The 22,377-nt window shown below is 66.2% G+C and carries 20 protein-coding genes; 13 read left to right on the forward strand and 7 right to left on the reverse strand.

Translation table 11 applies throughout. The features are described 5' to 3' along the window. Window positions 1–431 precede the first annotated feature (431 nt). Window positions 432–2,654, forward strand: a complete 2,223-nt coding sequence (locus E2169_RS06445) for a primosomal protein N' (protein ID WP_132985795.1) — start codon at window positions 432–434, stop codon at window positions 2,652–2,654. Here E2169_RS06445 and E2169_RS06450 read toward each other — a convergent pair. Then, window positions 2,648–3,481, reverse strand: coding sequence for an NYN domain-containing protein (locus E2169_RS06450; protein ID WP_132985796.1), 834 nt, complete (start codon window positions 3,479–3,481; stop codon window positions 2,648–2,650). The two genes, E2169_RS06445 and E2169_RS06450, sit on opposite strands and share 7 nt — an antisense overlap. Window positions 3,482–3,533: 52 nt before the next feature. On the opposite strand from E2169_RS06450, the gene E2169_RS06455 reads away from it, so the two are divergent. Together E2169_RS06455 and zupT are read left to right on the forward strand one after the other, a co-directional pair. Next, window positions 3,534–4,802, forward strand: a complete 1,269-nt coding sequence (locus E2169_RS06455; RefSeq protein ID WP_132985797.1) for an NAD(P)/FAD-dependent oxidoreductase — start codon at window positions 3,534–3,536, stop codon at window positions 4,800–4,802. After that, entirely contained in the window at window positions 4,799–5,608 is an 810-nt protein-coding gene (zupT, locus tag E2169_RS06460) for a zinc transporter ZupT (protein ID WP_132985798.1), read from the forward strand. Before E2169_RS06455 ends, zupT begins: the two co-directional genes overlap by 4 nt. Window positions 5,609–5,687: 79 nt before the next feature. On the opposite strand, the gene rpoH is transcribed toward zupT, so the two are convergent. The 6 genes from rpoH to rhlB all read right to left on the reverse strand — a co-directional run bounded on the left by rpoH (window position 5,688) and on the right by rhlB (window position 11,746). Next, complete coding sequence (gene rpoH, locus E2169_RS06465) at window positions 5,688–6,563, reverse strand: RNA polymerase sigma factor RpoH (protein WP_132985799.1); 876 nt, start codon at window positions 6,561–6,563, stop codon at window positions 5,688–5,690. 117 nt (window positions 6,564–6,680) lie between these two features. Then, complete coding sequence (gene ung / locus E2169_RS06470; protein WP_132986005.1) at window positions 6,681–7,367, reverse strand: uracil-DNA glycosylase; 687 nt, start codon at window positions 7,365–7,367, stop codon at window positions 6,681–6,683. A 23-nt stretch (window positions 7,368–7,390) separates the two neighbouring features. After that, window positions 7,391–8,239, reverse strand: coding sequence for a response regulator (locus E2169_RS06475; RefSeq protein ID WP_132985800.1), 849 nt, complete (start codon window positions 8,237–8,239; stop codon window positions 7,391–7,393). Between the two features lie 2 nt (window positions 8,240–8,241). After that, on the reverse strand, window positions 8,242–9,189 hold the full coding sequence (gene ftsX, locus E2169_RS06480) for a permease-like cell division protein FtsX (RefSeq protein WP_132985801.1): 948 nt from the start codon (window positions 9,187–9,189) through the stop codon (window positions 8,242–8,244). Further along, entirely contained in the window at window positions 9,182–9,874 is a 693-nt protein-coding gene (locus E2169_RS06485; protein ID WP_132985802.1) for a cell division ATP-binding protein FtsE, read from the reverse strand. The genes ftsX and E2169_RS06485 overlap by 8 nt, the downstream gene beginning before the upstream one ends. A 120-nt stretch (window positions 9,875–9,994) precedes the next feature. Then, window positions 9,995–11,746, reverse strand: coding sequence for an ATP-dependent RNA helicase RhlB (gene rhlB, locus E2169_RS06490; protein ID WP_132985803.1), 1,752 nt, complete (start codon window positions 11,744–11,746; stop codon window positions 9,995–9,997). A 203-nt stretch (window positions 11,747–11,949) separates the two neighbouring features. Here rhlB and trxA point away from each other — a divergent pair, with 203 nt between their 5' ends. From trxA to E2169_RS06535, 10 genes are all read left to right on the forward strand, one after another. Next, entirely contained in the window at window positions 11,950–12,276 is a 327-nt protein-coding gene (trxA, locus tag E2169_RS06495; protein ID WP_132985804.1) for a thioredoxin, read from the forward strand. 261 nt (window positions 12,277–12,537) lie between these two features. Then, window positions 12,538–14,298 carry a transcription termination factor Rho gene (rho, locus tag E2169_RS06500; RefSeq protein ID WP_132985805.1) on the forward strand — a complete coding sequence of 587 codons (1,761 nt, stop codon included), beginning with the start codon at window positions 12,538–12,540 and terminating at the stop codon, window positions 14,296–14,298. A gap of 220 nt (window positions 14,299–14,518) precedes the next feature. Then, the gene (locus E2169_RS06505; RefSeq protein WP_132985806.1) at window positions 14,519–15,718 is read left to right on the forward strand and encodes a tyrosine-type recombinase/integrase; all 1,200 of its coding nucleotides are present in this window, start codon (window positions 14,519–14,521) and stop codon (window positions 15,716–15,718) included. After that, entirely contained in the window at window positions 15,715–15,861 is a 147-nt protein-coding gene (locus E2169_RS14235; RefSeq protein WP_165942347.1) for a hypothetical protein, read from the forward strand. Before E2169_RS06505 ends, E2169_RS14235 begins: the two co-directional genes overlap by 4 nt. Further along, on the forward strand, window positions 15,861–16,199 hold the full coding sequence (locus E2169_RS06510) for a type II toxin-antitoxin system RelE/ParE family toxin (protein ID WP_057684961.1): 339 nt from the start codon (window positions 15,861–15,863) through the stop codon (window positions 16,197–16,199). Before E2169_RS14235 ends, E2169_RS06510 begins: the two co-directional genes overlap by 1 nt. Further along, complete coding sequence (locus E2169_RS06515) at window positions 16,196–16,531, forward strand: helix-turn-helix domain-containing protein (RefSeq protein ID WP_132985807.1); 336 nt, start codon at window positions 16,196–16,198, stop codon at window positions 16,529–16,531. Before E2169_RS06510 ends, E2169_RS06515 begins: the two co-directional genes overlap by 4 nt. Window positions 16,532–16,619: 88 nt before the next feature. Continuing rightward, window positions 16,620–18,986, forward strand: coding sequence for an AAA family ATPase (locus E2169_RS06520; protein ID WP_132985808.1), 2,367 nt, complete (start codon window positions 16,620–16,622; stop codon window positions 18,984–18,986). After that, on the forward strand, window positions 18,983–20,854 hold the full coding sequence (locus tag E2169_RS06525; protein WP_132985809.1) for a UvrD-helicase domain-containing protein: 1,872 nt from the start codon (window positions 18,983–18,985) through the stop codon (window positions 20,852–20,854). Before E2169_RS06520 ends, E2169_RS06525 begins: the two co-directional genes overlap by 4 nt. 323 nt (window positions 20,855–21,177) lie before the next feature. After that, window positions 21,178–21,684, forward strand: coding sequence for a RadC family protein (gene radC, locus E2169_RS06530; protein ID WP_132985810.1), 507 nt, complete (start codon window positions 21,178–21,180; stop codon window positions 21,682–21,684). 275 nt (window positions 21,685–21,959) lie between these two features. Beyond that, on the forward strand, window positions 21,960–22,355 hold the full coding sequence (locus E2169_RS06535) for an ATPase (RefSeq protein WP_132985811.1): 396 nt from the start codon (window positions 21,960–21,962) through the stop codon (window positions 22,353–22,355). Window positions 22,356–22,377: the final 22 nt, after the last annotated feature.

The following is a 22,377-nucleotide window of genomic DNA, read 5'->3' on the forward strand; positions in this document are numbered from 1 at the left end:
CGCGTGCAGGGCGCCATCATAGCCGTGGCCGTGGCGGGGGCCGCCCCTTGACGGGGCGCACACTTTACGTTCCAGCGGTCCCGCGCGAGCGTTCCGCACCCCTGAAGGTTGTTCACAGCGGTCACGCAAATGTCATTGATCGGGCCTTCACTCCAACGTGGAGCATTGCTACAGCCATGTTTCACGGCCAAGTATTTGAATTCAATTGAATTCTTTCGAATGGTGAATTTTTCGCCAACGCAGCCTGAACGCTGTTCCCATGCGCTATTGCGCACTCCCCGCAGACACCATGCACAGACTTATCCACAGCCTGTGTGGATAAACAAAATTCCTTTGTCTGTCGAGGACTTGCAGCCGAATCGTAGTTTGCAAGGCAACTATGGCCTGCAACCGACCTCCGACCCCTCCGGGTGAGTCGCTAGACTGCCGCGATGCCTGCAAACGTCCTGCGCATCGCGCTGCCGCTGCCACTGCCGCGCCTGTTCGACTATCTCGCGCCCGGCGGTGGCCAAGCCTCGCCGACGGACGTCGGCCGACGCGTGCGCGTGCCCTTCGGCCCGCGCGAACTCGTGGGCGTGGTGGCCGCGGCCGGCCCGGTCGGCGGCGACGCGCCGGCACTGCGCGAGGCCCTGGCCTGGCTGGATCCGGAGCCCCTGGTCCACGGGGAACTGCTGGCGAGCTGCCAATGGCTGGCGCGCTACCTGCATGCGCCGCTGGGCGAGGTGCTGGCCACCGCCCTGCCGGCGTCCCTGCGCCGCGGCGAGCCGCTGCCGGACACGGCCACCTGGGGGCGCGCGCTTACTGCTGCCGGGGCGGCAGCGATCGACGGGCTGCGCGCCGGCGGCCGCCCCCGACGGCTGGCCGAGGCACTGCGCGACGGACCGCTGGCCGAGGACCTCCTCGACGATGCGATCGATGGATGGCGCACGGCGGCACGCAGCCTCGAAGAGCGCGGGCTGGTCGAGCGCGTGGTGGTCGACGGACCGGGATCGTCCGCCGCCGTGCAGCCCGGCCCCATGCCCACCGTCGAACAGGCCGCGGCGCTGGAGGCGCTGCGTGCCGCGGCGGGGTTCGCGCCGGTGCTGCTGGAAGGCATCACCGGCAGCGGCAAGACCGAGGTCTACCTGCAGGCGATCGCCGAACGCTGCCTGGCCCACGGCCGCCAGGCCCTGGTGCTGGTGCCGGAGATCGGGCTCACGCCGCAGATGCTTGCCCGCTTCCGCACGCGCCTGGGCGTGCCGGTGCACGCGCTGCATTCGGGGCTCAACGACGGCGAGCGCGCGCGCGCCTGGGCGGCCGCCTGGCGCGGCGAGGCACAGGTGGTGGTGGGCACCCGCTCGGCGGTCTTCGCACCGCTGCCCAATGCCGGGCTGATCGTAGTCGACGAAGAGCACGACGGCAGCTACAAGCAGCAGGACGGCATCCGCTACCACGCCCGCGATGTCGCCCTGGTGCGCGGCAAGGCGCTGGACGTGCCGGTGCTGCTGGGCAGCGCCACGCCTTCGCTGGAAACCCTGCACAACGCCCGCGCCGGTCGCCATGCGCACCTGCGCCTGCGCACGCGTGCGGGCGAAGCGAAGCCGCCGCGGGTGCGCGTGCTCGACGTGCGCAAGCGGCCGCTGCAGGCGGGCCTGTCCGAAGAGCTGCTTGCGGCGATCCGCACCGCGCTCGACGGCGGCGGCCAGGTGCTGGTGTTCAAGAACCGCCGCGGCTACGCGCCGGTGCTGCTGTGCCACGACTGCGGCTGGAGCGCCGCCTGCCCGCGCTGCAGCGCGCCCGAGCGCGCAGTGCCGATGACCGTGCACGCCGGCGGCCGCCGCCTGCAATGCCATCACTGCGGTTCACGGCGGCCGGTGCCGATGGCCTGCCCGGACTGCGCCGGCCTGGCACTGCAGCCCCAGGGCGTGGGCACCGAGCGCATCGAGGAACTGCTGGCCGCGCGCTTCGGCGACGTGCCGGTGCTGCGCATCGACAGTGCCAGCACGCGCCGGCGCGACGGCCTGGCGCGCGAGCTGGCCAAGCTCGATGACGGCCCCGGGATCCTGGTCGGCACGCAGATGCTGGCCAAGGGACACGACCTGCCGAAGCTGGTGCTGGTGTGCGTGGTCGGCATCGACGAAGGCCTGCTCTCGGCCGATTTCCGCGCCAGCGAGAAGCTCGCGCAGTTGCTGGTGCAGGTCTCCGGGCGCGCGGGACGCGCCGAGCGTCCGGGCGAAGTGCTGCTGCAGACCCACCATCCCGGACACCCGCTGCTGGAGGTGCTGGTGCACGGTGGCTACCGGGCCTTCGCCGATGCCGAGCTCGGCCAGCGCGAAGCCGCGGCGTTCCCGCCGTTCGCGCACATGGCCATGCTGCGCGCCGAAGCGCAGAAGACCGGGCTGCCGGATGCGTTCCTGCAGGCCGCCGCCGCCGCCTTCAGCCAGGCGCGTGATGCACTGCCGGCCGCGCAGTCGCAGGCGCTGCTGATCGCAGGCCCCGTGCCGGCGCCGATGCCGCGGCGCGCGGGCATGCATCGCGCACAGCTGCTGCTGTCTTCACCCGGTCGGCGTGCGCTGCACCTCGTGCTCGATGCCGTGGTCGCCAGGCTGCACACGCTGCCCGAAGCGCGACGCGTGCGCTGGTCGCTGGACGTCGACCCCATCGACCTCTACTGAGGCGGGCCCTTTGCCTTGGTGGACTTGGCAGCCTTCTTGGCAGTCCTGCCTGCCTTCGCCGCGGGCGCGGCCGCATCGCCCTTCGCCGTCGCCTGCTTGCGGGCGGCACCACGGTTCCCGCTGTTGCGCACCTCGATCACCTGGCCCTGGCGACGTACCTCGAACAGGCCGATCGCTTCGATCAGGTCGCTGAGCTTGCGGTAGCCATGGTTGCGCGAGTCGAACGAGCCCTGGTTGCCGACGTGGCTGCCGACCGCGCCCAGTTTGGACCAGCCGTCCTCGCCCTGGGTGGCGTCGACCGCGCCGCGCAGCAGGCGCACCAGGTCGGCATCGTGCTGCAGCTGCGCCGGCGAAGGCGCCTGGCGGGCGTCGCCGTTGTCTTCGTCGGGTTCGCCGAGCTTCTCCAGGTACAGGAAGGTCGAGCAGGCGCGCACGAACGGCTCCGGCGTCTTCTCCTGCCCGAAGCCGTACACCGCCACGCCGTCGTTGCGCAGGCGCATCACCAGCGGCGTGAAGTCCGCGTCGGAAGACACGATGGCGAAGCCGTCCAGGTTGCGCGCGTACAGCAGGTCCATGGCATCGATCACCATCGCCATGTCGGACGCGTTCTTGCCGCTGGTATAGGCGAACTGCTGGATCGGGCGGATGGCCCAGGTGTGCAGGCATTTTTCCCAGCCCACCAGGTGCTGGCTCTTCCAGTTGCCGTAGGCGCGGCGCACATTGGCCACGCCGTGGCGCGCGATCTCGGCGAGGATCACCTCGATCTTCGACGCCGGCGCGTTGTCGGCGTCGATCAACAGTGCGATGCGCTTCTCGTGATCGGGCATTGCGTGGGCTCCGGCGGTGCGCCGGGTGGCGCGATGCGAGCACAATAGCGCAATGGATGTGTCCTCCCTTCCCCGGGTGGTGGTCGTGGGCGGCGGCTTCGCCGGCCTCTGGGCCACGCGTGCACTGGCCCGCGACCGCGTGCGCATCACCCTGGTCGACCGCAGCAACCACCACCTGTTCCAGCCGCTGCTCTACCAGGTGGCGACCGCGGGACTGTCGGCACCGGACATCGCCGCGCCGCTGCGCCACATCCTGCGCGGGCAGCGCAACGTCGAAGTGCGGCTGGCGGACGTGGAGGCGGTCGATGCAGCGGCCGGATGCATCCGCCTGGACGACGGCACCGACCTTGCCTACGACTACCTGCTGCTGGCCGCCGGTTCCACCCACGCGTATTTCGGCAACGACCAGTGGGCCGCGCACGCGCCCGGCTTGAAAACCCTGGACGACGCACTGGGCATCCGCCGCCGCGTACTGCTTGCCTTCGAGCGCGCCGAAGCGGAATCCGATCCCGCGAAGCGCGCCGCCTGGCTCGACTTCGCCATCATCGGCGGCGGACCGACCGGAGTGGAGCTGGCCGGCACCCTGGCGGAGATCGCACGCCACACGCTGCGCGACGAATTCCGCAACATCGATCCGGCCAGCGCGCGGGTGCGCCTGATCGAGGCCGGCCCGCGCGTGCTGGCCTCGTTCCCCGACGCTCTTTCGGAGCGGGCGCGGCGACAGCTCGAGCGCCTGGGTGTCGAGGTGCTCACCGGCACGCCGGTCACCGCCATCGACGCCTCTGGTTACCGCCTGGGCGATCGCTTCATGCCGTCGCGCACCGTGCTCTGGGCGGCGGGCGTCGCCGCCTCGCCATTGGCGCGATCACTCGGCGTGCCGCTGGACCGCGCGGGACGCGTGCCCGTCGAGTCGGACCTGGGCGTGCCGGGGCAGCCGCGGATCTTCGTCGCCGGCGACCTGGCCGCCGTCACCCGCCCCGACGGCCAACCGGTGCCCGGCGTTGCACCGGCGGCCAAGCAGATGGGACGCCACGTCGCGCAGGCGATCCGCGCGCGCATCGGCGGCCACGCCGCGCCCGCCTTCGGCTACCGTGACTGGGGCAACCTCGCCACCATCGGCCGCATGGCCGCGGTGGTGCACTTCGGGCGCATCAAGCTCTCCGGCGTGCTGGCGTGGTGGTTCTGGTTGCTGGTACACATCCTCTTCCTGATCGGCTTTCGCAACCGCGTGGTGGTGATGTTCAACTGGACCTGGGCGTACTGGAGCTACCAGCGCGCGGCACGGATCATTTTCGGAAAGGGCGGGAGCGGCGGCACATGATCGAGTTCTCCAACGCCAACCTGCTCATGGCGCTGGCCGTGACCACCGCGGCCGGGCTGGCCACCGGCGTGGGCGGCCTGCTGGTGTTCGCGCAGAAGACGCCCAACGCGCGCCTGCTCGCCTTCGGCCTGGCCTTTGCCGGCGGTGCGATGGTCTATGTCTCGCTGTCGGAGATCCTCAACAAGTCGATCCATTCCTTCAGCCAGGGCTACGGCGACCGCGCGGGCTTCAGCCTCGGCACGCTGGCCTTCCTGTGCGGCGTCGGCCTGATCATGGCCATCGACCGCCTGATCCCCAACCCGCACGAGCGCCTGGAGGCCGACGATCCCTTCTTCCGCGAGCACAACGCCGCCTACATCAAGCGCGTCGGCCTGCTGACCGCGCTGGCGATCACCGTGCACAACTTTCCCGAAGGCCTGGCAACCTTCTTCGCCACGCTGGAGAACCCCGGCGTGGGCATGCCGCTGGCCTTCGCCATCGCCATCCACAACGTGCCCGAGGGCATCGCGATCGCGGTGCCGGTGTACTTCGCCACCAACAACAAGGCCTACGCCTTCGGCGCCTGCCTGCTGTCGGGGCTGGCGGAGCCGGTGGGCGCGATCATCGGCTATACGCTGCTGCGGCCGTGGATGTCGGACGCGGTGTTCGGCAGCGTGTTCGGCGTCATCGCCGGCGTGATGGTGTTCCTGGCGCTGGACGAACTGCTGCCGGCGGCCAAGCGCTATTCGCGCGGCCACGAGACCGTCTACGGCCTGGTCAGCGGCATGGGCGTGCTGGCGATCAGCCTGGTGCTGTTCAAGTGGTGAAACCAAGGCGGCGATAGCCCGGCCACGAACGGAACGGCCCGGTTTCCCGGGCCGTCGCGGCGCTGCGGTGTCGTGCGGCTCAGGCCGCGAACAGCCCCTTCATCTTCTTCAGCGCGTTGGCCTCCACCTGGCGGATGCGCTCGGCGGAGACGCCGTATTCGTCGGCCAGCTCCTGCAGCGTGACCTTGCTGTCGGGGTCGAGCCAGCGGCGCTGGACGATGTCGCGCGAGCGCGCGTCCAGGGTTGCAAGGCCCTCACGCAGCAGCCCGAGCTGCTGCGACGCGCTGTCCTCGCGCTCGTAGGCCTGCGACGGATCCTCGTCGCGCGACATCAGGTAGGCGGCCGGTGCCGGCGGCGCGCGCTCGTCGTCATCGTCGGCGGACGCGTCGAAGCCGACGTCGCGGCCGGACAGGCGCGACTCCATCTCCACCACCTCGCGCTCGGAGACGTTGAGATCCTTCGCCACCGCGCTGACCTCGGCGGCGTTGAGCCAGCCCAGGCGCTTCTTGCTGCGGCGCAGGTTGAAGAACAGCTTGCGCTGCGCCTTGGTGGTGGCGACCTTGACGATGCGCCAGTTCTTGATGATGTACTCGTGCATCTCGGCGCGGATCCAGTGCACCGCGAACGAGACCAGGCGCACGCCGACGTCCGGGTCGAAGCGCTTCACGGCCTTCATCAGGCCGATGTTGCCCTCCTGGATGAGGTCGCCCAGCGGCAGGCCGTAGCCGTTGTAGCCGCGGGCCACGTGGACCACGAAGCGCAGGTGCGACATCACCAGCTCGCGCGCGGCGCCGAGGTCTTCTCCGTCGTGGAAGCGGCGGGCAAGCGCCTGCTCCTCTTCCACCGTGAGCACGGGGATCTGGTGCACGGCGCCGATATAGGCGTCCAGCGAGCCGAGCGCGCTGGGGATGGGCAGGCTGTTGGGGACGAGTGCGGTAGCAGTGGTTGCGGTCATGGCAGTCATTTTAGCAGTGTCCAACTTCGACTGCTAAGGATCGTGAAGGTTCCCATCGTTGCGTTAATGGAACGATAAGCACGTCCGAGCGCGCCTTCCCCGACCTCGTGGCCCGGTTTACGCCGGGACCAGCGCTGCGGCAGGCGGCAGCGACCAGTCCATCGGCCTTCCACCGCTGCGCACGAGATATTCGCTGGCCGCGGAGAAATGCCCGCAGCCCAGGAATCCCCGGTGCGCCGACAGCGGCGAGGGATGCGTGCTGCGCAGCACGCGGTGGCGGCGCGGGTCGATCACCTTGCCCTTGGCCTGGGCATAGGCGCCCCAGAGCATGAACACCAGGCCCTCGCGCTCGCGGCCAAGCACTTCGACCACGTGGTCGGTGAAGCCCTCCCAGCCCTTGCGCTGGTGCGACCCCGCGCGCCCTTCCTCGACGGTAAGCACGGCGTTGAGCAGCAGCACGCCGCGCTGCGCCCAGGGCAGCAGGCAGCCGTGGTCGGGGCGGGCGATCCCGAGGTCGCGCTGGATCTCCTTGAAGATGTTGTCCAGCGACGGCGGCACGCGCACGCCGGGGCGCACCGAAAAGGACAGCCCGTGCGCCTGGCCGGCGCCGTGGTAGGGGTCCTGGCCGAGCACCACCACGCGCACGTCGTCGAAGGGCGTGGCGTCGAAGGCGGCGAAGATCTCCGGACCCGGCGGGAAGATGCGCGCGCCCGCCGCCTTGCGCTCGCGCAGGAAGGCCGACAGCTCGCGCATGTCGTCGCGTTCGAACCAGTCGCCCACCCGCGCCTTCCAGGACGGTTCCATGCGGATGCGGTCTTCGGCGTCGTTCACGCGCCGAAGACCGTGGATCCGGGTGTCCGCGCCAGGCGCAGCTGGAACAGCGCCTTGGTCACCAGCAGGCGCTCCTCGATGGGCTTCAGCACCAGGTCGTTGGCGCCTTCGCGCAGCAGCGCGGCCTGGTTGGCGGGATTGGCGTCACCGGTCATCACCAGCACCGGCAGGCGGCGCTTGGAGTAGTCGAACTCGCCGCGGATGGCCCGCACCAGGTCACCGCCGTCGAGCTCGCCCTTGAGGTAGACGTCCGTGAGCACGAGGTCGACGCCGGGGGCGTCGCCGGCGTCGCGGCGCGCCTGCAGGAACTCGAGCGCGGCCTCGACGCTGGTCACGTGCTCGACCTCCATCTGCTGCGCCTTGAGCATGCGCGACGTCGCCAGCGCCACGGTGCGGCTGTCCTCGACGTAGAGCACGCGCACGCCCGGGATCGGCGCGGGCTGCACGTAGCCGCGGATGAACTCGGCGAGCGCGTGGTGGCCGTGCGACTTGTCGAAGTAGTCGGTGATGTCGTCGCTGAAGTGGCGCCCTTCGAGATGTTGCTGCGCATTGCCGGACACCACCACCACCGGCACGTAGCGCTGGCCGGCCGCGGCGCGCACGGCTTCGGCCAGCTGCTGGCCGTCGCCGTCGGGGAGCACGAGCGAGGTGGTGGCGAGGTCGATCGGCGCGGCCTCGAGCGCGGCGTGCGCCTCCGCCAGGCCGGCACAGGCGACGACCTCGGCACCGGGCAACTCGCGCTTGAGCACGTCGCCGATCAGCTTGCGCACCAGGCGCGAACCGTCGACGACCATGATCCTCGGCGCGGTGCCATCGAGGTGCCGGATGTCGTTGGGCTCGGCCATGCTCAGGTTTCAGTGGGCCGGGTCTGGCGCAGGAAATGGCCGGTGACCGCGCCGGCGCCAAGCCAGCCGAGCACGGTGGCGCCGGCGATCACCGCCAGTGCCTGGCGTGGCGCGAAGCCGTTGAGCGCGAAGCTGCTGCCGTAGCTTGCGGCGAGCTCGGCCAGCGGCGCGCCCAGGGCCGTGCCGGCCACGGTGAGCAAGCCCAGCGCGAGCGCGCCCGCGGCGAGCCCATACCAGGCACCGAGATACAGGAAGGGGCGACGGATGAAGCCGTCGCTGGCGCCGAGCAGCTGCAGCACGCCGAGTTCTTCGCGCCGCGACTGGATGTCCAGGCGCACCGTGTTGCCGACCACCAGCAGCGCGCCCAGGCCAAGCAGCGCCGCAAGCACCCAGGCCACGCGTCCGCCGAAGCGCAGCCAGTTGTCCAGGCGTTCGCGCCATCCGGCGTCGTGCTGCACCAGTTCGGCTTCGGGCAGGGTGCGCAGCGAGTCGGCCAGCAGCGCCTCGTCGCCGGCTGGCGTCACCACCAGCACGTGCGGCAGCGGGTTCTCACCCAGCGCGTCGATGGCCTCGTCCAGGCCGCTGCGCGCGCGCAACTCCTCCAGGCCCTGCGCGGGCGTGCGGTGTTCGACCACGCCGATGTCGGCGCGCCCATCGAGCGCGGCCACCAGTTCGGCCACGCGCGCAGGCGCGGTGTCCTGCTTCAGGAAGATGCTCAGCTGGCGCGAGGACTGCACGTCGCCGGCGAAGCGTTCGACGTTCGCCAGCACCAGCCACAGCCCCAGCGGCAGCGCCAGCGCCACCGCCATCACGCCGATGGTCAGGGCCGTGGACCCGGGCTTGCGGAACAGGCGGCCGAGGCTGGCCACGATGCTGTAGGCGTGGTGGTCCAGCCAGGCGCCCGGTCGCGAGGGGGCCGGCACCTTCCTGCGTGCGATGGGCTCATTCATCGGCCAGGTCCTCCGGCGCGATGTCGTCCGCCAGGCGGCCGTGGTCGAGCACCAGCACGCGTTTCTTCATGCGCTTCACCAGGCCCAGGTCGTGGCTGGCGACCAGCACGCTGGTGCCCTGTCCGGGCAGCGATGCGAACAGCGCCATGATCTCGGCGGCCAGCGTGGGATCGAGGTTGCCGGTGGGCTCGTCGGCCACCAGCAGGCGCGGCTCGGCCACCACAGCGCGCGCGATGCCGACGCGCTGCTGCTCGCCCGCGGAGAGTTCGCCGGGCAGCGCATTGCCGCGCGCGCCCAGGCCCAGGCGCTCGAGCACCGGGCGCACCCGCCGCCCGGCCTCGCCGCGGCGCATGCCGCGCAGTATCAGTGGCAGGGCGACGTTGTCGTGCACGCTGCGGTCGGCGAGCAGGCGGTGGTCCTGGAACACCACGCCCACCTCGCGCCGATGCAGGGCCACGCGGCCGCCACGGACCTTGAGCAGGTTGCGCTCGCCGAACAGCACCGCGCCGCGGCTGGGCCGTTCGGACAGGTGGATCAGTCTGAGCAGGGTGCTCTTGCCGGCGCCGGAATGGCCGGTGACGAACAGCATTTCACCCGCGTCGACCTTGAAGCTGACGTCCTCCAGCGCGACGTGCCCGCCCGGGTATTGCTTGCAGACGTTGTCAAAGCGCAGGACCGGCGGCATCGCAAGGCTCGAGTCGGGGGAGGCATGAGTATCGCCTGCCCGCCGAGTTTGTGGGAGCGGCCATGGCCGCGATCGCCGCTATAGCGGCTCCCACAGGGATGTCGGCAGCACCTGCTGTGCTCAGTGCTGCGAACGCGGGGCGCGCGTGACCAGCTTGCGCAGGCCCTGGCCGATGCGGCCGAACAGCGACGGCGCCTGTTCCGAAGCCGAGGTGGCGGGCCGGCCGGCGGCCTGCTGCGGCCCGGGCTGTACGCCCTGCGGCTGCGGCTTCGCCGGCGCCTGCTGGCCTTCTTCGCCATTGACGCGGCGGCCGCCACGGCGGCGGCGGCGCTTGCGCGGCGCACGTTCGCCTTCGGCGCCCGGCGTGGTCCCGCCCGCGCTGGCGGGCGCGGCCGGAGCCGACGCGACGGCGGGCGCGGCTGCGGTCGGCACGGCGTCGGCGCTCACTGCCTCGGCGGGCATGGCCGCGACGACGGTCTCGTCCTGCGCTGCGCGCGGCTTGCGCGGGGCGCGTTCGCGGCGCGCTTCACTCCCGGCACGGGGGCCGGGCGAGCGCCCGCCGCCGCCGTCGCGTCGGCCACCGCCGCGACGGGCGTCGTCGGCGGCGCGCTGCTCGCGCGCCTCGCGGAAGATCTCGCTGACGCTCTCGCCTTCTTCGGGCTGCAGCTCAACGCCCTCGCGCGGCTTGCGCGGCAGCGCGGTCAGGAGTTCGGCGCTCACCGGTTCCGACGGGATCTTCTGCTCGATGAAGGCCTCGATGTCCGGCAGGCCGATCGCGTAGCGCTCGCAGGCGAAGCTGATCGCATCGCCCTCTTCGCCCAGGCGCGCAGTGCGGCCGATGCGGTGGACGTAGTCCTCTGCGTCGAACGGCAGGTCGTAGTTGTAGACGTACTTCACGCCGTCGATGTGCAGGCCGCGGGCGGCGACATCGGTGGCGACCAGGATCTCGAGCTGGCCGGCCTGGAACTTCTTCAGCAAACTTTCGCGCTTCTTTTGCGGCACATCGCCCGACAGCACGCCGACGCGGTAGCCGGCGCGTTCCAGCGCGCGGGCCACGCGCTCGACGAACACCTTGGTGTTCACGAACACCATCGTGCGGGCACCCTCGCCGCGCGAGAGCAGGCCGATCAGCAGCGGCAGCTTCTCTTCGTCGGAGGGGTAGTAAAGCTTCTGGCGCACGCGCGCGGCGGTGATGGTCTCGGTCTCGACCACCATTTTCTGCGGCTCGTTCATGTGCTCGTAGGCGAGCTCGAGCACGCGGTGGCTCAGCGTGGCCGAGAACAGCAGGGTCTGGCGCTCGGTGCGCACCGGCATGCGGCGCAGCAGGAAGCGGATGTCCTTGATGAAGCCGAGGTCGAACATGCGGTCGGCCTCGTCCAGCACGCAGATTTCGCAGGCGTGCAGGCTGACCACCTTGTGCTGCTTGACGTAGTCGATCAGCCGGCCGGGGGTGGCGATGATGACGTCAACGCCCTCCTGCAGCAGCTGGCGCTGCTTGTCGTAGTCGACGCCGCCGTAGACCAGGGCGAAGCGCAGGCCCAGCTCGGGGCCGAACTTCACGGCGTCCTTGTGGATCTGGATCGCGAGCTCGCGGGTGGGCGCCAGGATCAGCGCGCGCGGATCCTCCGGCTTGCGCTCGGCCAGCGCCGGGCGCGTCAGCAGGCGGTTCACCACCGTGACCAGGAAGGCCAGCGTCTTGCCGGTGCCGGTCTGGGCCTGCCCGGCGACGTCGCCGCCGGGCAGCGCGACCGGCAGGGTCAGCGCCTGGATCGGCGTGAGGCGCGTGAACCCGGCGGCCACGAGGCCGGCCTGCAGCCGCGGGTGGAGGTCGAAGGAAGAGAAGGTGAGGTCGGTAAGTGGTTTGTCGGTCATTCGTCGGAAGTCTGCGCGGCGGGGCGCGCTTGCGTGGAAGGCGGCAGCCAAGCAGACTGCCGTGGTGATGGCGCGGCGGCTTGCCCCCTCCGACGGGGCAGCCCCTTGAATCGGCCGCGAATCGCCCAAGTTTAGCAGCTACCGCGGCTGTCAACCGCCTGCCTCCGGGCCGGCCCGGCCGCCCCCCCACGCAGGAGATCCCCGTGAGCCAAGACGTCATCCACACCAGCGACGCCGACTTCGACGCCACCGTCCTCGCCTCCGAGGAGCCGGTGCTGGTCGATTTCTGGGCGCCCTGGTGCGGCCCGTGCAAGATGATCGCCCCCGCCCTGGACGAGCTCGCAGGCGAGTACGCCGGCCGCGCCAAGGTCGTGAAGATCGATATCGACCAGAACCGCGCCACCGCCATGAAGTACCACGTGCGCTCGATCCCGATGCTGCTGCTGTTCAAGGGCGGCCAGGTCCAGGCCACCCAGATCGGCGCCGTCGGCAAGCCGGTCCTGGCCCAGATGATCGACAAGGCCCTCTGATCGATCCCCCGGGGGCCATGCCCCCCGCAGGAGCAGCTGCAGCTGCGACCGTGACAACCGGTAGACGGCGCTACCCGGGTCGCAGCTGCAGCTGCTCCTGCGGGTCCAGACGCGCGCGCCCCCGCTTGCCGTAACGGGCCGGGAGTGCTAGCTTCAACCGCACCCCGGCGCGCTCCAGTCACGCCGCACCTTCTGCAATACCCCACCAGTCCACTCTCAGGCCGCCCGTCCAGGGCGCTCGCAGCGAGCGAGGTTCCGCACTTGTCAGACAATCCTTCCGATCCCGGCGATACCGCCGCGAAGCGCGTGCGCAAGCCGCGCGCAACCAAGACCGCAACGGCCCAGGCCGAGGCTCCCGCCAAGGCCGGGGCCGAGAAGCCGGCCGACGCGCCGGTCCAGGCCGAGCTCAAGGTCGAGGCCCCCGCCAAGGCCTCCCCGCCGCCGCCCGCACCGGCCGCTGAAGCGCCCGCGGGCGCCTCCCAGCAGCAGCCGCAGCAGGCCGACGCCCCACAGCCCCGCAATGACGGCGACAGCCAAGATGCGCAGGACGGCCATCGCCAGTCCCAGGGCGGCCAGCAGCAGGGCGGAGGCCAGCAGCACCAGCAACAGGGCCAGGGCAACCGCCGCGAGCGCTTCCGCAACCGCCGCGACCGCGAGCAGCGCCCCCGCGGCGACCGCCCGCGCGACGACGGCCTGCCGACCGACAACAACGACCAGGCCAACCGCCTGCCGCCGCCGAACATCCCCGAAGGCTTCCCGCAGTACTCGCTGTCCGACCTGAAGCGCATGCCTGCGCAGAAGCTCATGGACATCGCCGAGCAGCTGAACATCCACGAAGGCGTGGCCCGCGCGCGCAAGCAGGACGTGATCTTCGCCCTGTTGAAGGTGCTGACCCGCCACGGCGAGGGCGTCGTCGCCGACGGCGTGCTCGAGATCCTGCCCGACGGCTTCGGCTTCCTGCGTGCCGCCGAGGCCAGCTACCTGGCCGGCCCGGACGACACCTACATCTCGCCCAGCCAGATCCGCCGCTTCAACCTGCGCACCGGCGACCATCTGTCGGGCCGCATCCGCTGGCCCAAGGACGGCGAGCGCTATTTCGCGCTCAACGTGGTCGACACCATCAACGGCGAGCCGCTGGAAGCCAGCAAGGGCAAGGTACTGTTCGAGAACCTGACGCCGCTGTTCCCGCGCAGGAAATTCAAGCTCGAGCGCGGCGACGGCAGCAGCGAGGACATCGCCGGCCGCGTGCTCGACCTGATGGCGCCGCAGGGCAAGGGCCAGCGCGCGCTGATCGTGTCGCCGCCCAAGGCCGGCAAGACGATGATGATGCAGCAGATCGCCACGGCCATCACCACCAACCATCCCGACGTGCACATGATCGTGCTGCTCATCGACGAGCGGCCCGAGGAAGTCACCGAGATGCAGCGCACCGTGCGCGGCGAAGTGATCAGCTCGACCTTCGACGAGCCGGCCGCGCGCCACGTGCAGGTCGCCGAAATGGTGATCGAGCGCGCCAAGCGCCTGGTCGAGCACAAGAAGGACGTGGTGATCCTGCTCGACTCCATCACCCGCCTGGCGCGTGCGTACAACAACGTGATGCCGAGCTCGGGCAAGGTGCTGACCGGTGGCGTCGACGCCAACGCACTGCATCGCCCCAAGCGCTTCTTCGGTGCCGCACGCAACGTCGAAGAAGGCGGCTCGCTGACCATCATCGCCACCGCGCTGGTCGATACCGGCAGCGCGATGGACAAGGTGATCTACGAGGAGTTCAAGGGCACCGGCAACTCGGAAGTGCACCTGGACCGCCGCATCACCGAGAAGCGCGTCTACCCGGCGATCAACGTCAACCAGTCCGGCACCCGCCGCGAGGACTACCTGATCGAGCCCGAGCTGCTGCAGAAGATCTGGATCCTGCGCAAGCTGCTGCACCCGATGGACGAGATCGCGGCGATGGAGTTCCTGCTCGACAAGATGAAGACGACCAAGTCCAACGACGAGTTCTTCGCTTCGATGAGGCGCTGAGCTACAACGGAAGAAAAAGCTCCACTCCGGTGGGGCTTTTTTTATTTCACCATGACTCCAGCACCGAACTTCGCTGGACTACGCCACAGCCCGTTGTGGCAGGTTTATCAAGAGCTTACGTGAGTTCATCCTATGCCGGTGCTTTCCGAAACTTGACCCGGCTTCCGTCCGCTTGGCTCCCAACAGGCTCCTGGAAACCGTGTCCTTCCGAGGAGTCATCATGGCCAAGATCAAACTCACCAAGTCCGCAGTCGATGCGGCACAACCCCAGGGGCAGCCCATCGAGCTGCGCGACACGCTTGTTCCCGGCTTCCTGTGCAAGATCACGCCGGCCGGTCGCAAGGTCTTCATGCTCCAGTACCGCACGAACGCCGGCGAGCGCCGCAAGCCCGCGCTGGGCCAGTACGGCGAACTGACCGTCGAACAGGCCCGCTCGCTGGCGCAAGAGTGGCTGGCCCAGGTGCGCCGGGGTGGCGATCCGGCAGCGGACAAGGCCGAGGCACGCACGGCGCCAACGGTCAAAGAGCTGTGCGCGAAGTTCATGGAGGACTACTCCAAGCAGCGCAACAAGCCCAGCACGCAGAAAGGCTACCAGAGCGTCATCGACCGCAACATCATCCCGATGATCGGCCGGCTGAAGGTTCGGGACGTGAAGCGCCCGGACATCGCCGGGATGATGAAGAAGATGGCCCACAAGCCCGCCGACGCGAACCGCACGTTCGGCGTCATGCGCCGGATGTTCAACCTGGCCGAAGTGTGGGGCTACCGTCCCGACGGCACGAACCCATGCCGCCATGTCCCGATGTACCCCAACGGCAAAGCCACTCACCTCATCAGCGACGAGGACATGGGGCGGATCTTCCGCCAGCTCGACAAGCTGGAGGCGGAGGGGCTGGAGAACTATGTCATTCCCCTGGCGATCCGCTTGCAGTTCGAGTTCGCCGGCCGCCGCTCCGAAATCGTCGGCCTGCAATGGGATTGGGTCGATCTGGAGAACCGGCGGGTGGTCTGGCCCGACAGCAAGACCGGCGGCATGTCGAAGCCCTTGAGCGAGGAAGCCCACCGGCTGCTCTCGACGGCACCACGGCGGGAAGACTGCCCCCACGTCCTGCCGTCGCCGAGCCATCCAGGGCAGCACCTGACCACGGGAGAGTATTACAACGGCTGGAGCCGCGTGCTCAAGGCGGCGGGTGCGACGCATGTGGGGACGCACGGCATCCGCCACCGCTCGGCCACCGACATTGCCAACTCCGGTATCCCGGTCAAGGTCGGCATGGCGCTGACCGCGCACAAGACCGTGGCGATGTTCATGCGTTACGTCCACACCGAGGATGACCCGGTGCGCCAGGCGGCGGAACTGGTGGCGAACCGGCGCAAGACGATTACGGGTGCGCGCCGCGCCGAGGAAGCGGTGGCATGAGCAAGAAGGTGCTTTCGGCGGCGGGGGTTCTCCCCGCCATGCCAATTCGCCAGACAGTGTCTGGCGAATCTTCCTCGGCACCGATGCCAAAGGGTGGCATCGGCGGTCATTCTGGTATAAAATTTTATACAGGCGGTGCATGATGGAGAAAGAGATTCGCTGGGTCGGGTCGGCCTACGACGACCTCTTGGCCTTTCCCGTCGAACCCCGCCGGCAGGCAGGGTTCCAGTTGGGCAAGGTCCAGGCAGGACTGGAGCCGGAGGACTGGAAGCCCTTCGATGAAGTGGGGGCCGGCACCCGTGAAATCCGCATCCGGGAAGCTAACGGTGCGTTCCGGGTGATGTATGTGGCCAAGTTCGAGGAAGCCGTGTACGTCCTGCACTGCTTCCAGAAGAAGACGCAGGCGACCAGCCAGCAGGACAAGCGCATCGCCGAGGCGCGCTATCGGGCCATCGTCAACGCGAGGAAAAGCAAGCCATGAAGATCGACACTGAAATCCGCCATGTGACCAAGCCGGGAGCGAATCTGTTCCTGGAACTAGGGTTCCCACCGGAGGAAGCCAAGCGGCTGCATCTGGCGTCGCAAAAGCAGATCAATGACACGAAGCAGCTCAAGGAACAGCTCATGGCCGAGTTGGCGGCGTGGATCGAGCAGCATCACTTGAAGCAGGCCGAAGCGGCGGAAATCCTGATGGTGTCTCGCCCGCGCGTGTCGGATGTGGTGAACAGGAAGACGACCAAGTTCACTATTGATACGCTGGTCGAGATGTTGAGCCGCATTGGCAAGCCCGTCCGGTTGGCTGTTGGCCAGTAGGTACATCGTCGCTACCCAGCAGAGGCTTTACGCATAGAAAAAACAATATTAGCGCCGCCTTGTCGTCGGTAGCGAAGGGATAAACAGAATGCATATTCAGCACGTCGAGATTGGTAACTTCCGAAAGCTCAAAGCAGTACGCATAGATTTCTCGGAACAGAAGACTGTCTTTGTGGGGGCGAACAACAGCGGTAAAACATCTGCGATGGTTGCGCTTCGGCGATTCTTGGTCGAGCCGTCTGAGTTCACTGTCAATGACCTGACTCTTTCTCATTGGACAAAGATCAATGCCTCCGCCGCGGCGTGGGAGGCGGCTGTCAATAACGGTGAAGCACTGCCCGAACTTGATTGGAGCGAGGTTCTCCCATTCTTGGACGTATGGCTCAATGTTCCCAACAACGAACTGCACTATGTCCAGAAATTGCTTCCTACTCTGGACTGGGCGGGAGGCCATCTCGGCGTTCGACTTCGCCTAGAACCTAAGGACAACGAAGGAATACAGCGAGAGTATTTGAAGGCAAGAACGGCAATCGCTGAGCTACTTGCGCAGCCGCTTGTCACGGCAGCCGCCTCCGCAGTTGTGGAGTCCGAAGGCGGTGCTGACGTAGTTGTGGAAACAGCATCGGCGTCGTCAGCCGCGCCTGCATTTACCTTCTCACTTTGGCCCCAGTCCATGATGGACTTCCTTGGTCGCCGCTTGCGTAGCTTGTTCACGGTTCGTGCTTACCTTCTTGATCCGGCGGCACTCAAGAGCCCCCAAGGAGGCTTGGCAGTACCCCAGGTGTTGTCACCTGACAGTGATCCAGTCGATGGAGACCCATTCAAGGGCCTGATCTGTGTCGATGAGATAAGTGCGCAACGCGGCTTTGGGCATGCTGGTATCTCGCGTACATCCAGCGAGGACGGCCCCACCTACGATCCACAGGAAACACGCGGCGGGAAAAAGCTATCAGCGCAACTGCGCTCGTACTATCAACAGCATCTGGACCCGTATGACAAGCCGGAGCCTAGTGACTTGCAGGCATTGCAGGCGCTCCATGAGGCGGAAGCGGCTTTTGAAGCTCGGCTGACCGAGGGATTCGCCGCTGCACTGAAGGAGCTGGAGCATATCGGCTATCCGGGTGTCACAGATCCGAAGCTAACGATCACGACACGGATCAAGCCGACGGATGGCCTGAATCACGGATCAGCAGTCCAGTACGAAGTACCGACGCATCTGGCTGAACCGGCAAAGGGACACCGCTTGCCGGAAGACTCTAATGGCCTTGGATACCAGAATCTGGTTTCGATGGTGTTCGCGCTTATGAGCTTTCGCGACAGGTGGATGCGCGTCGGTAAGGCCGGCGGCACCACCACAGTGGAGGATGGTTTCGTTGCCCCCCTTCATCTCGTGCTTGTTGAAGAGCCTGAGGCACACCTGCACGCTCAGGTACAGCAGGTATTCATCAAGCAGGCTTATGCCGTACTTCGGAAGCATCCCCAATTGGGGGATGCTTCCGCCTTGAGAACCCAATTGGTTGTCAGCACACATTCCAGCCATCTCGCGCACGAGTGTGAGTTTGCATCCCTTCGGTATTTTCGCAGGCTACCGGCTCCTGCCGAAGCTGGTGCCGTGCCGGTAGCCTCCGTAGTTAACCTTTCAGAGGTTTTCGGTGGCCTCGACCCAACCGAGAAGTTCGTTACGCGCTATCTCAAAGCCACGCACTGCGACTTGTTCTTCGCAGATGGCGCTGTGCTTGTCGAAGGCCCCGCAGAACGAATCCTCGTACCGCATCTTGTTCGTGAGCGTTCAGATTACGAGTATCTGCGACGATGCTACATAACTTGGCTGGAGATCGGTGGAAGCCATGCGCACCGCCTTAAGCCGTTGTTGGAGCATCTCGGGCTTACCACCTTGATCGTGACTGACATTGATGCCAAGGACGGCACGTCGAGCGCAGCTTTACCCCCGAAGCGCAATAGCGGCCAGAAGGCGCGGAACGAAACATTGAAGTCGTGGATTCCTGCCGAAGACTCTCTGGACACATTGTTGGACAAGACTGCCGCCGACCTTACCAAGGCGGACCCCAGCGGATACGCGATACGGGTGGCTTATCAGCAACCTATCGCCCTGGGGTTCAAGTCGAATGATCCAGCCGAGGCATTGGCAAACACATTCGAGGACGCACTTCTCTATGAAAATACGGCACTGTTTGCCGATCTTGAGGGCCATGGACTCATTGCGAAATTTCGGGATGCTCTAGCGGACAGTGCAGATTTGGATGCTCTTGCCGCAGCAGTGCATAAAGCACTGAAGGCAGGGAACAAAGCAGAGTTTGCACTCGATCTTCTGTATAGCGAGAAGATAGAAGCGTTGAAGGTGCCTGCATACATCCATGATGGCCTTATCTGGCTTGCGGTGCAGTTGAAGCGTAAAGAACAGGATGTTATTGGCAAGACAAAGGTGGTCGCATGACTGCCGCCAGTATGATTAACAATGATATGGATAGCTCGGCTGATGAAGAGATCGCGGGCTGTCTTGACCTTAGTTCCCCTAAGAGCTTCTTCTTGTTCGCCGGCGCGGGTTCTGGCAAGACGCGCTCACTGGTCAAAGCGCTTGACCATGTCCGGCGGACGTTCGGCGAAACGCTTCGGTTTCGTGGTCAACGGGTTGGTGTCATCACATACACCAATGCCGCATGCGACGAGATCAACCGCCGTTTGGAGTTCGATAGCACAGTTGAAGTCTCGACGATTCACAGTTTTGCTTGGTCTCTCATCAGCGGACTGAACCATGACATTCGCGAGTGGCTGCGAACTAATCTTGCAGCAGAAATTGAGGAACTCAAAGCGCTTGAGGCCAAAGGTCGGAGCGGAACTAAGGCATCAGCAGAGCGAATCAGCAAGATCGCGTCAAAGGGAAAGCGGCTGGCCAACCTGAATACCGTGCGACGATTTGTCTACAGTCCCACCGGAGACAACAGAGGTCGTGATGCGCTCAACCATAGCGAAGTCATCAAAATATCGGCGACCTTTTTGCAGACCAAGCCAATAATGCAGAGCATCTTGGTCGGGCGCTACCCGATCTTGCTGATTGACGAGAGTCAAGATACTAACAAACTCTTGATCGATGCCCTATTCACAGTTCAATCCATACATCGGGAGAGCTTTGCCCTCGGCCTGCTAGGGGACATGATGCAAAGGATTTACAGCGATGGCAAAGAAGGACTTGGTCAGAATCTGCCGGATGATTGGGCCACGCCGGGGAAACGCTTGAATCATCGCTGTCCCAAGCGGGTGATTGGTCTAATCAACAAGGTACGCCAGACGGTTGACGGCCAGGAACAAATCCCCCGTAGCGACAGTGCAGAAGGTTGGGTTCGACTCTTTGTCTTGCCTGGAGATACAGCAGACAAACCTGCTGCGGAACGTGCAGTAGCGCAGTATATGGCGGAGCTTACGGGGGACAATGACTGGACCAGTAGCGCAGCCTGTAAGAGCTTAATCCTTGAGCACCGTATGGCAGCGCGGCGAATGGGTTTCTTGGAAATGTTCGTTGCTCTCCATCAGGTGGAAAGCTTTCGGACGGGGTTGCTTGATGGAAGCCTTCCCCTCGTGCGCTTCTTCTCCGAGCAGATATTGCCACTTGTGAGAGCACAGCAACTCGATGATCGGTTTGCTGTCGCACGCATCGTTCGCGAATCCTCGCCTCTCCTCAGTGGCGACAAGCTCCGATATGCCGAAGACCAGACGATGCAGTTGCGACATGCTCGTGAGGCGATAAGCAGCCTCCTTTCACTATGGCACACAGATGCCAGTCCAACTTTTGGCGAGATTTTGGGAAATATTGCGGCCAGCGGACTGTTTGCCGTGCCCGAGGCTCTTCGGCCAACAGTTGACCGTGACGTATCGCTGAGTGCCGTGGAGGAAGATGGCGAACTTGATGAGGTTAATCGCCAAACTGAAAAAGCGAAAGCGATAGAAGAATTTCTTGCGGCACCTTTTTCGCAGATCGAGCCTTATGTCACCTACGTTTCAGGCAAAGCGCATTTCGACACCCACCAAGGCGTTAAAGGGCTGGAGTTCCCGAGAGTCATGGTCATCATGGATGACACCGAAGCCCGGGGTTTCTTGTTTAGCTACGACAAGCTATTTGGTGGAAAGGAGGCAGGTGACACATCAGTTGAATCTACGCGAAGATTGTTCTATGTCACCTGTAGTCGTGCGGAAAATAGTTTGGCATTGGTGGCTTATTCGATACAGCCAGATCGTGTCCGCCAGTTTGTTCTAAAAGAGGGGTGGTTCGAATCCGAAGAAGTTATCGTCGGAATTCCTGGCCACTGAAATGTAAGCGTCCCGGCGTTCCGCCGTCGGGCTCGCGGGCTGCGCCCCGCGCTTCGTGCCGAATCGCGGCCATCCGGCTTTGATCCCTGACGCCTCCGGCCCTTGAGGGCCTGCGCGCTCCGCTTGCCCATCCGTGCCTTCGATAGAGGTGGGATGGGCGGTCTTGCTGTTTCCCTTCACCGTACCACGGCGTTCTCGCCGTCAAGGGCTGCGCGTGCCTTGCACGCTTGCGGCCGTGGCCGTCCATGACCCTGTGACAGCTTGCGCTGCGCCGTGCTGGCGCCGGTTCCGGGCAATTCCGCCCGAGCAACCGGAGCACGATCATGTCGCAACTTTCTCTCACTTCCGATGCCTCGCTGCTGGTGCGTGACGACCAGGGGCGCTACCTGCCGGCGACTGCCGACCAGATTCTTGAAGCTGCACGCCTGGTCATCGACCAGAAGAACCCGCGCGGGGCGCTGTTCACTTCGCCGGCGCTAGTCAGGGACTACCTGTGCACCAAGCTGGCCGGCTTCGAGCACGAAGTCTTCGCGGCGCTGTTCCTCGACACACAGCATCGGCTGATCGAATACGTCGAACTGTTCCGGGGCACCATCGACGGTGCATCGGTGTATCCGCGCGAGGTGGTCAAGGAAGCGCTGCGGGTCAATGCGGCGGCAGTGATCTTCTCGCACAACCATCCGAGCGGGAATCCCGAGCCGAGCCAGGCCGACAAGGTGCTGACCTTGCGGCTCAAGGAGGCGCTGGCGCTCGTGGAGATCCGCACGCTGGATCACATCATCGTCGGCGGTGAGACCACGGCGTCCTTCGCCGAACGCGGCCTGCTGTGATCGCGGGGGCCTCGGCCCCCTTTTTGCTGCGCCTTGTGACGAACCCTCCGGCCCTGTGGGCCTGCGCGCTGCGCTTGCCTGTCCGTGCCTTCGTTGGAGTTGGGTAGGCGGTCTTGCTGTTCCCTTCACCGTATCACGGCGTTCTCGCCGTCAAGGGCTGCGCGCGCCTTGCGCGCTGGCGTCCTGGCGGCCGTCTGCGACCCCTGACTGCTTGCGCTGCGCCGTGCTGGCGACGGTTCCGGGCAATTCCGCCCCAGTAACCGGAGATCGTCATCATGAACGACAAATCGCATATTTCGCTGGAACGCCATGTCTGCCTGGTCTGCGGCGTCGCTTACGACACGGGCAATCTGCTTCTCGACAAGCGCCTGCGCGCGAGCATGGAGCGCCACACGACGACAGGCTGGGGCTTGTGCCCCGAACACCAGAAACTGTCCGACGACGGCTTCGTCGCGCTGGTCGAATGCGACCCGCAGCGCAGCGGCTCGCCGTCCGGTGCTGCCCGCATGAAGCCTGAGCAGGCTTACCGGACTGGCCGCTTGGCGCACCTGAAACGCAACGTATTCGCCAAGGTGTTCAACGTGCCGATCGAGGCCAATCAGCCGTGCGTGTTCGTCGAACCCGGCGTGATCGAGCAGCTTCAGTCGATGGTCGCGCCGGCAACGAGTTGATCGCACGGCAAACATCCGGTGC

The organism is Luteimonas terricola (genome assembly GCF_004352845.1).
Classification (GTDB): domain Bacteria; phylum Pseudomonadota; class Gammaproteobacteria; order Xanthomonadales; family Xanthomonadaceae; genus Luteimonas; species Luteimonas terricola.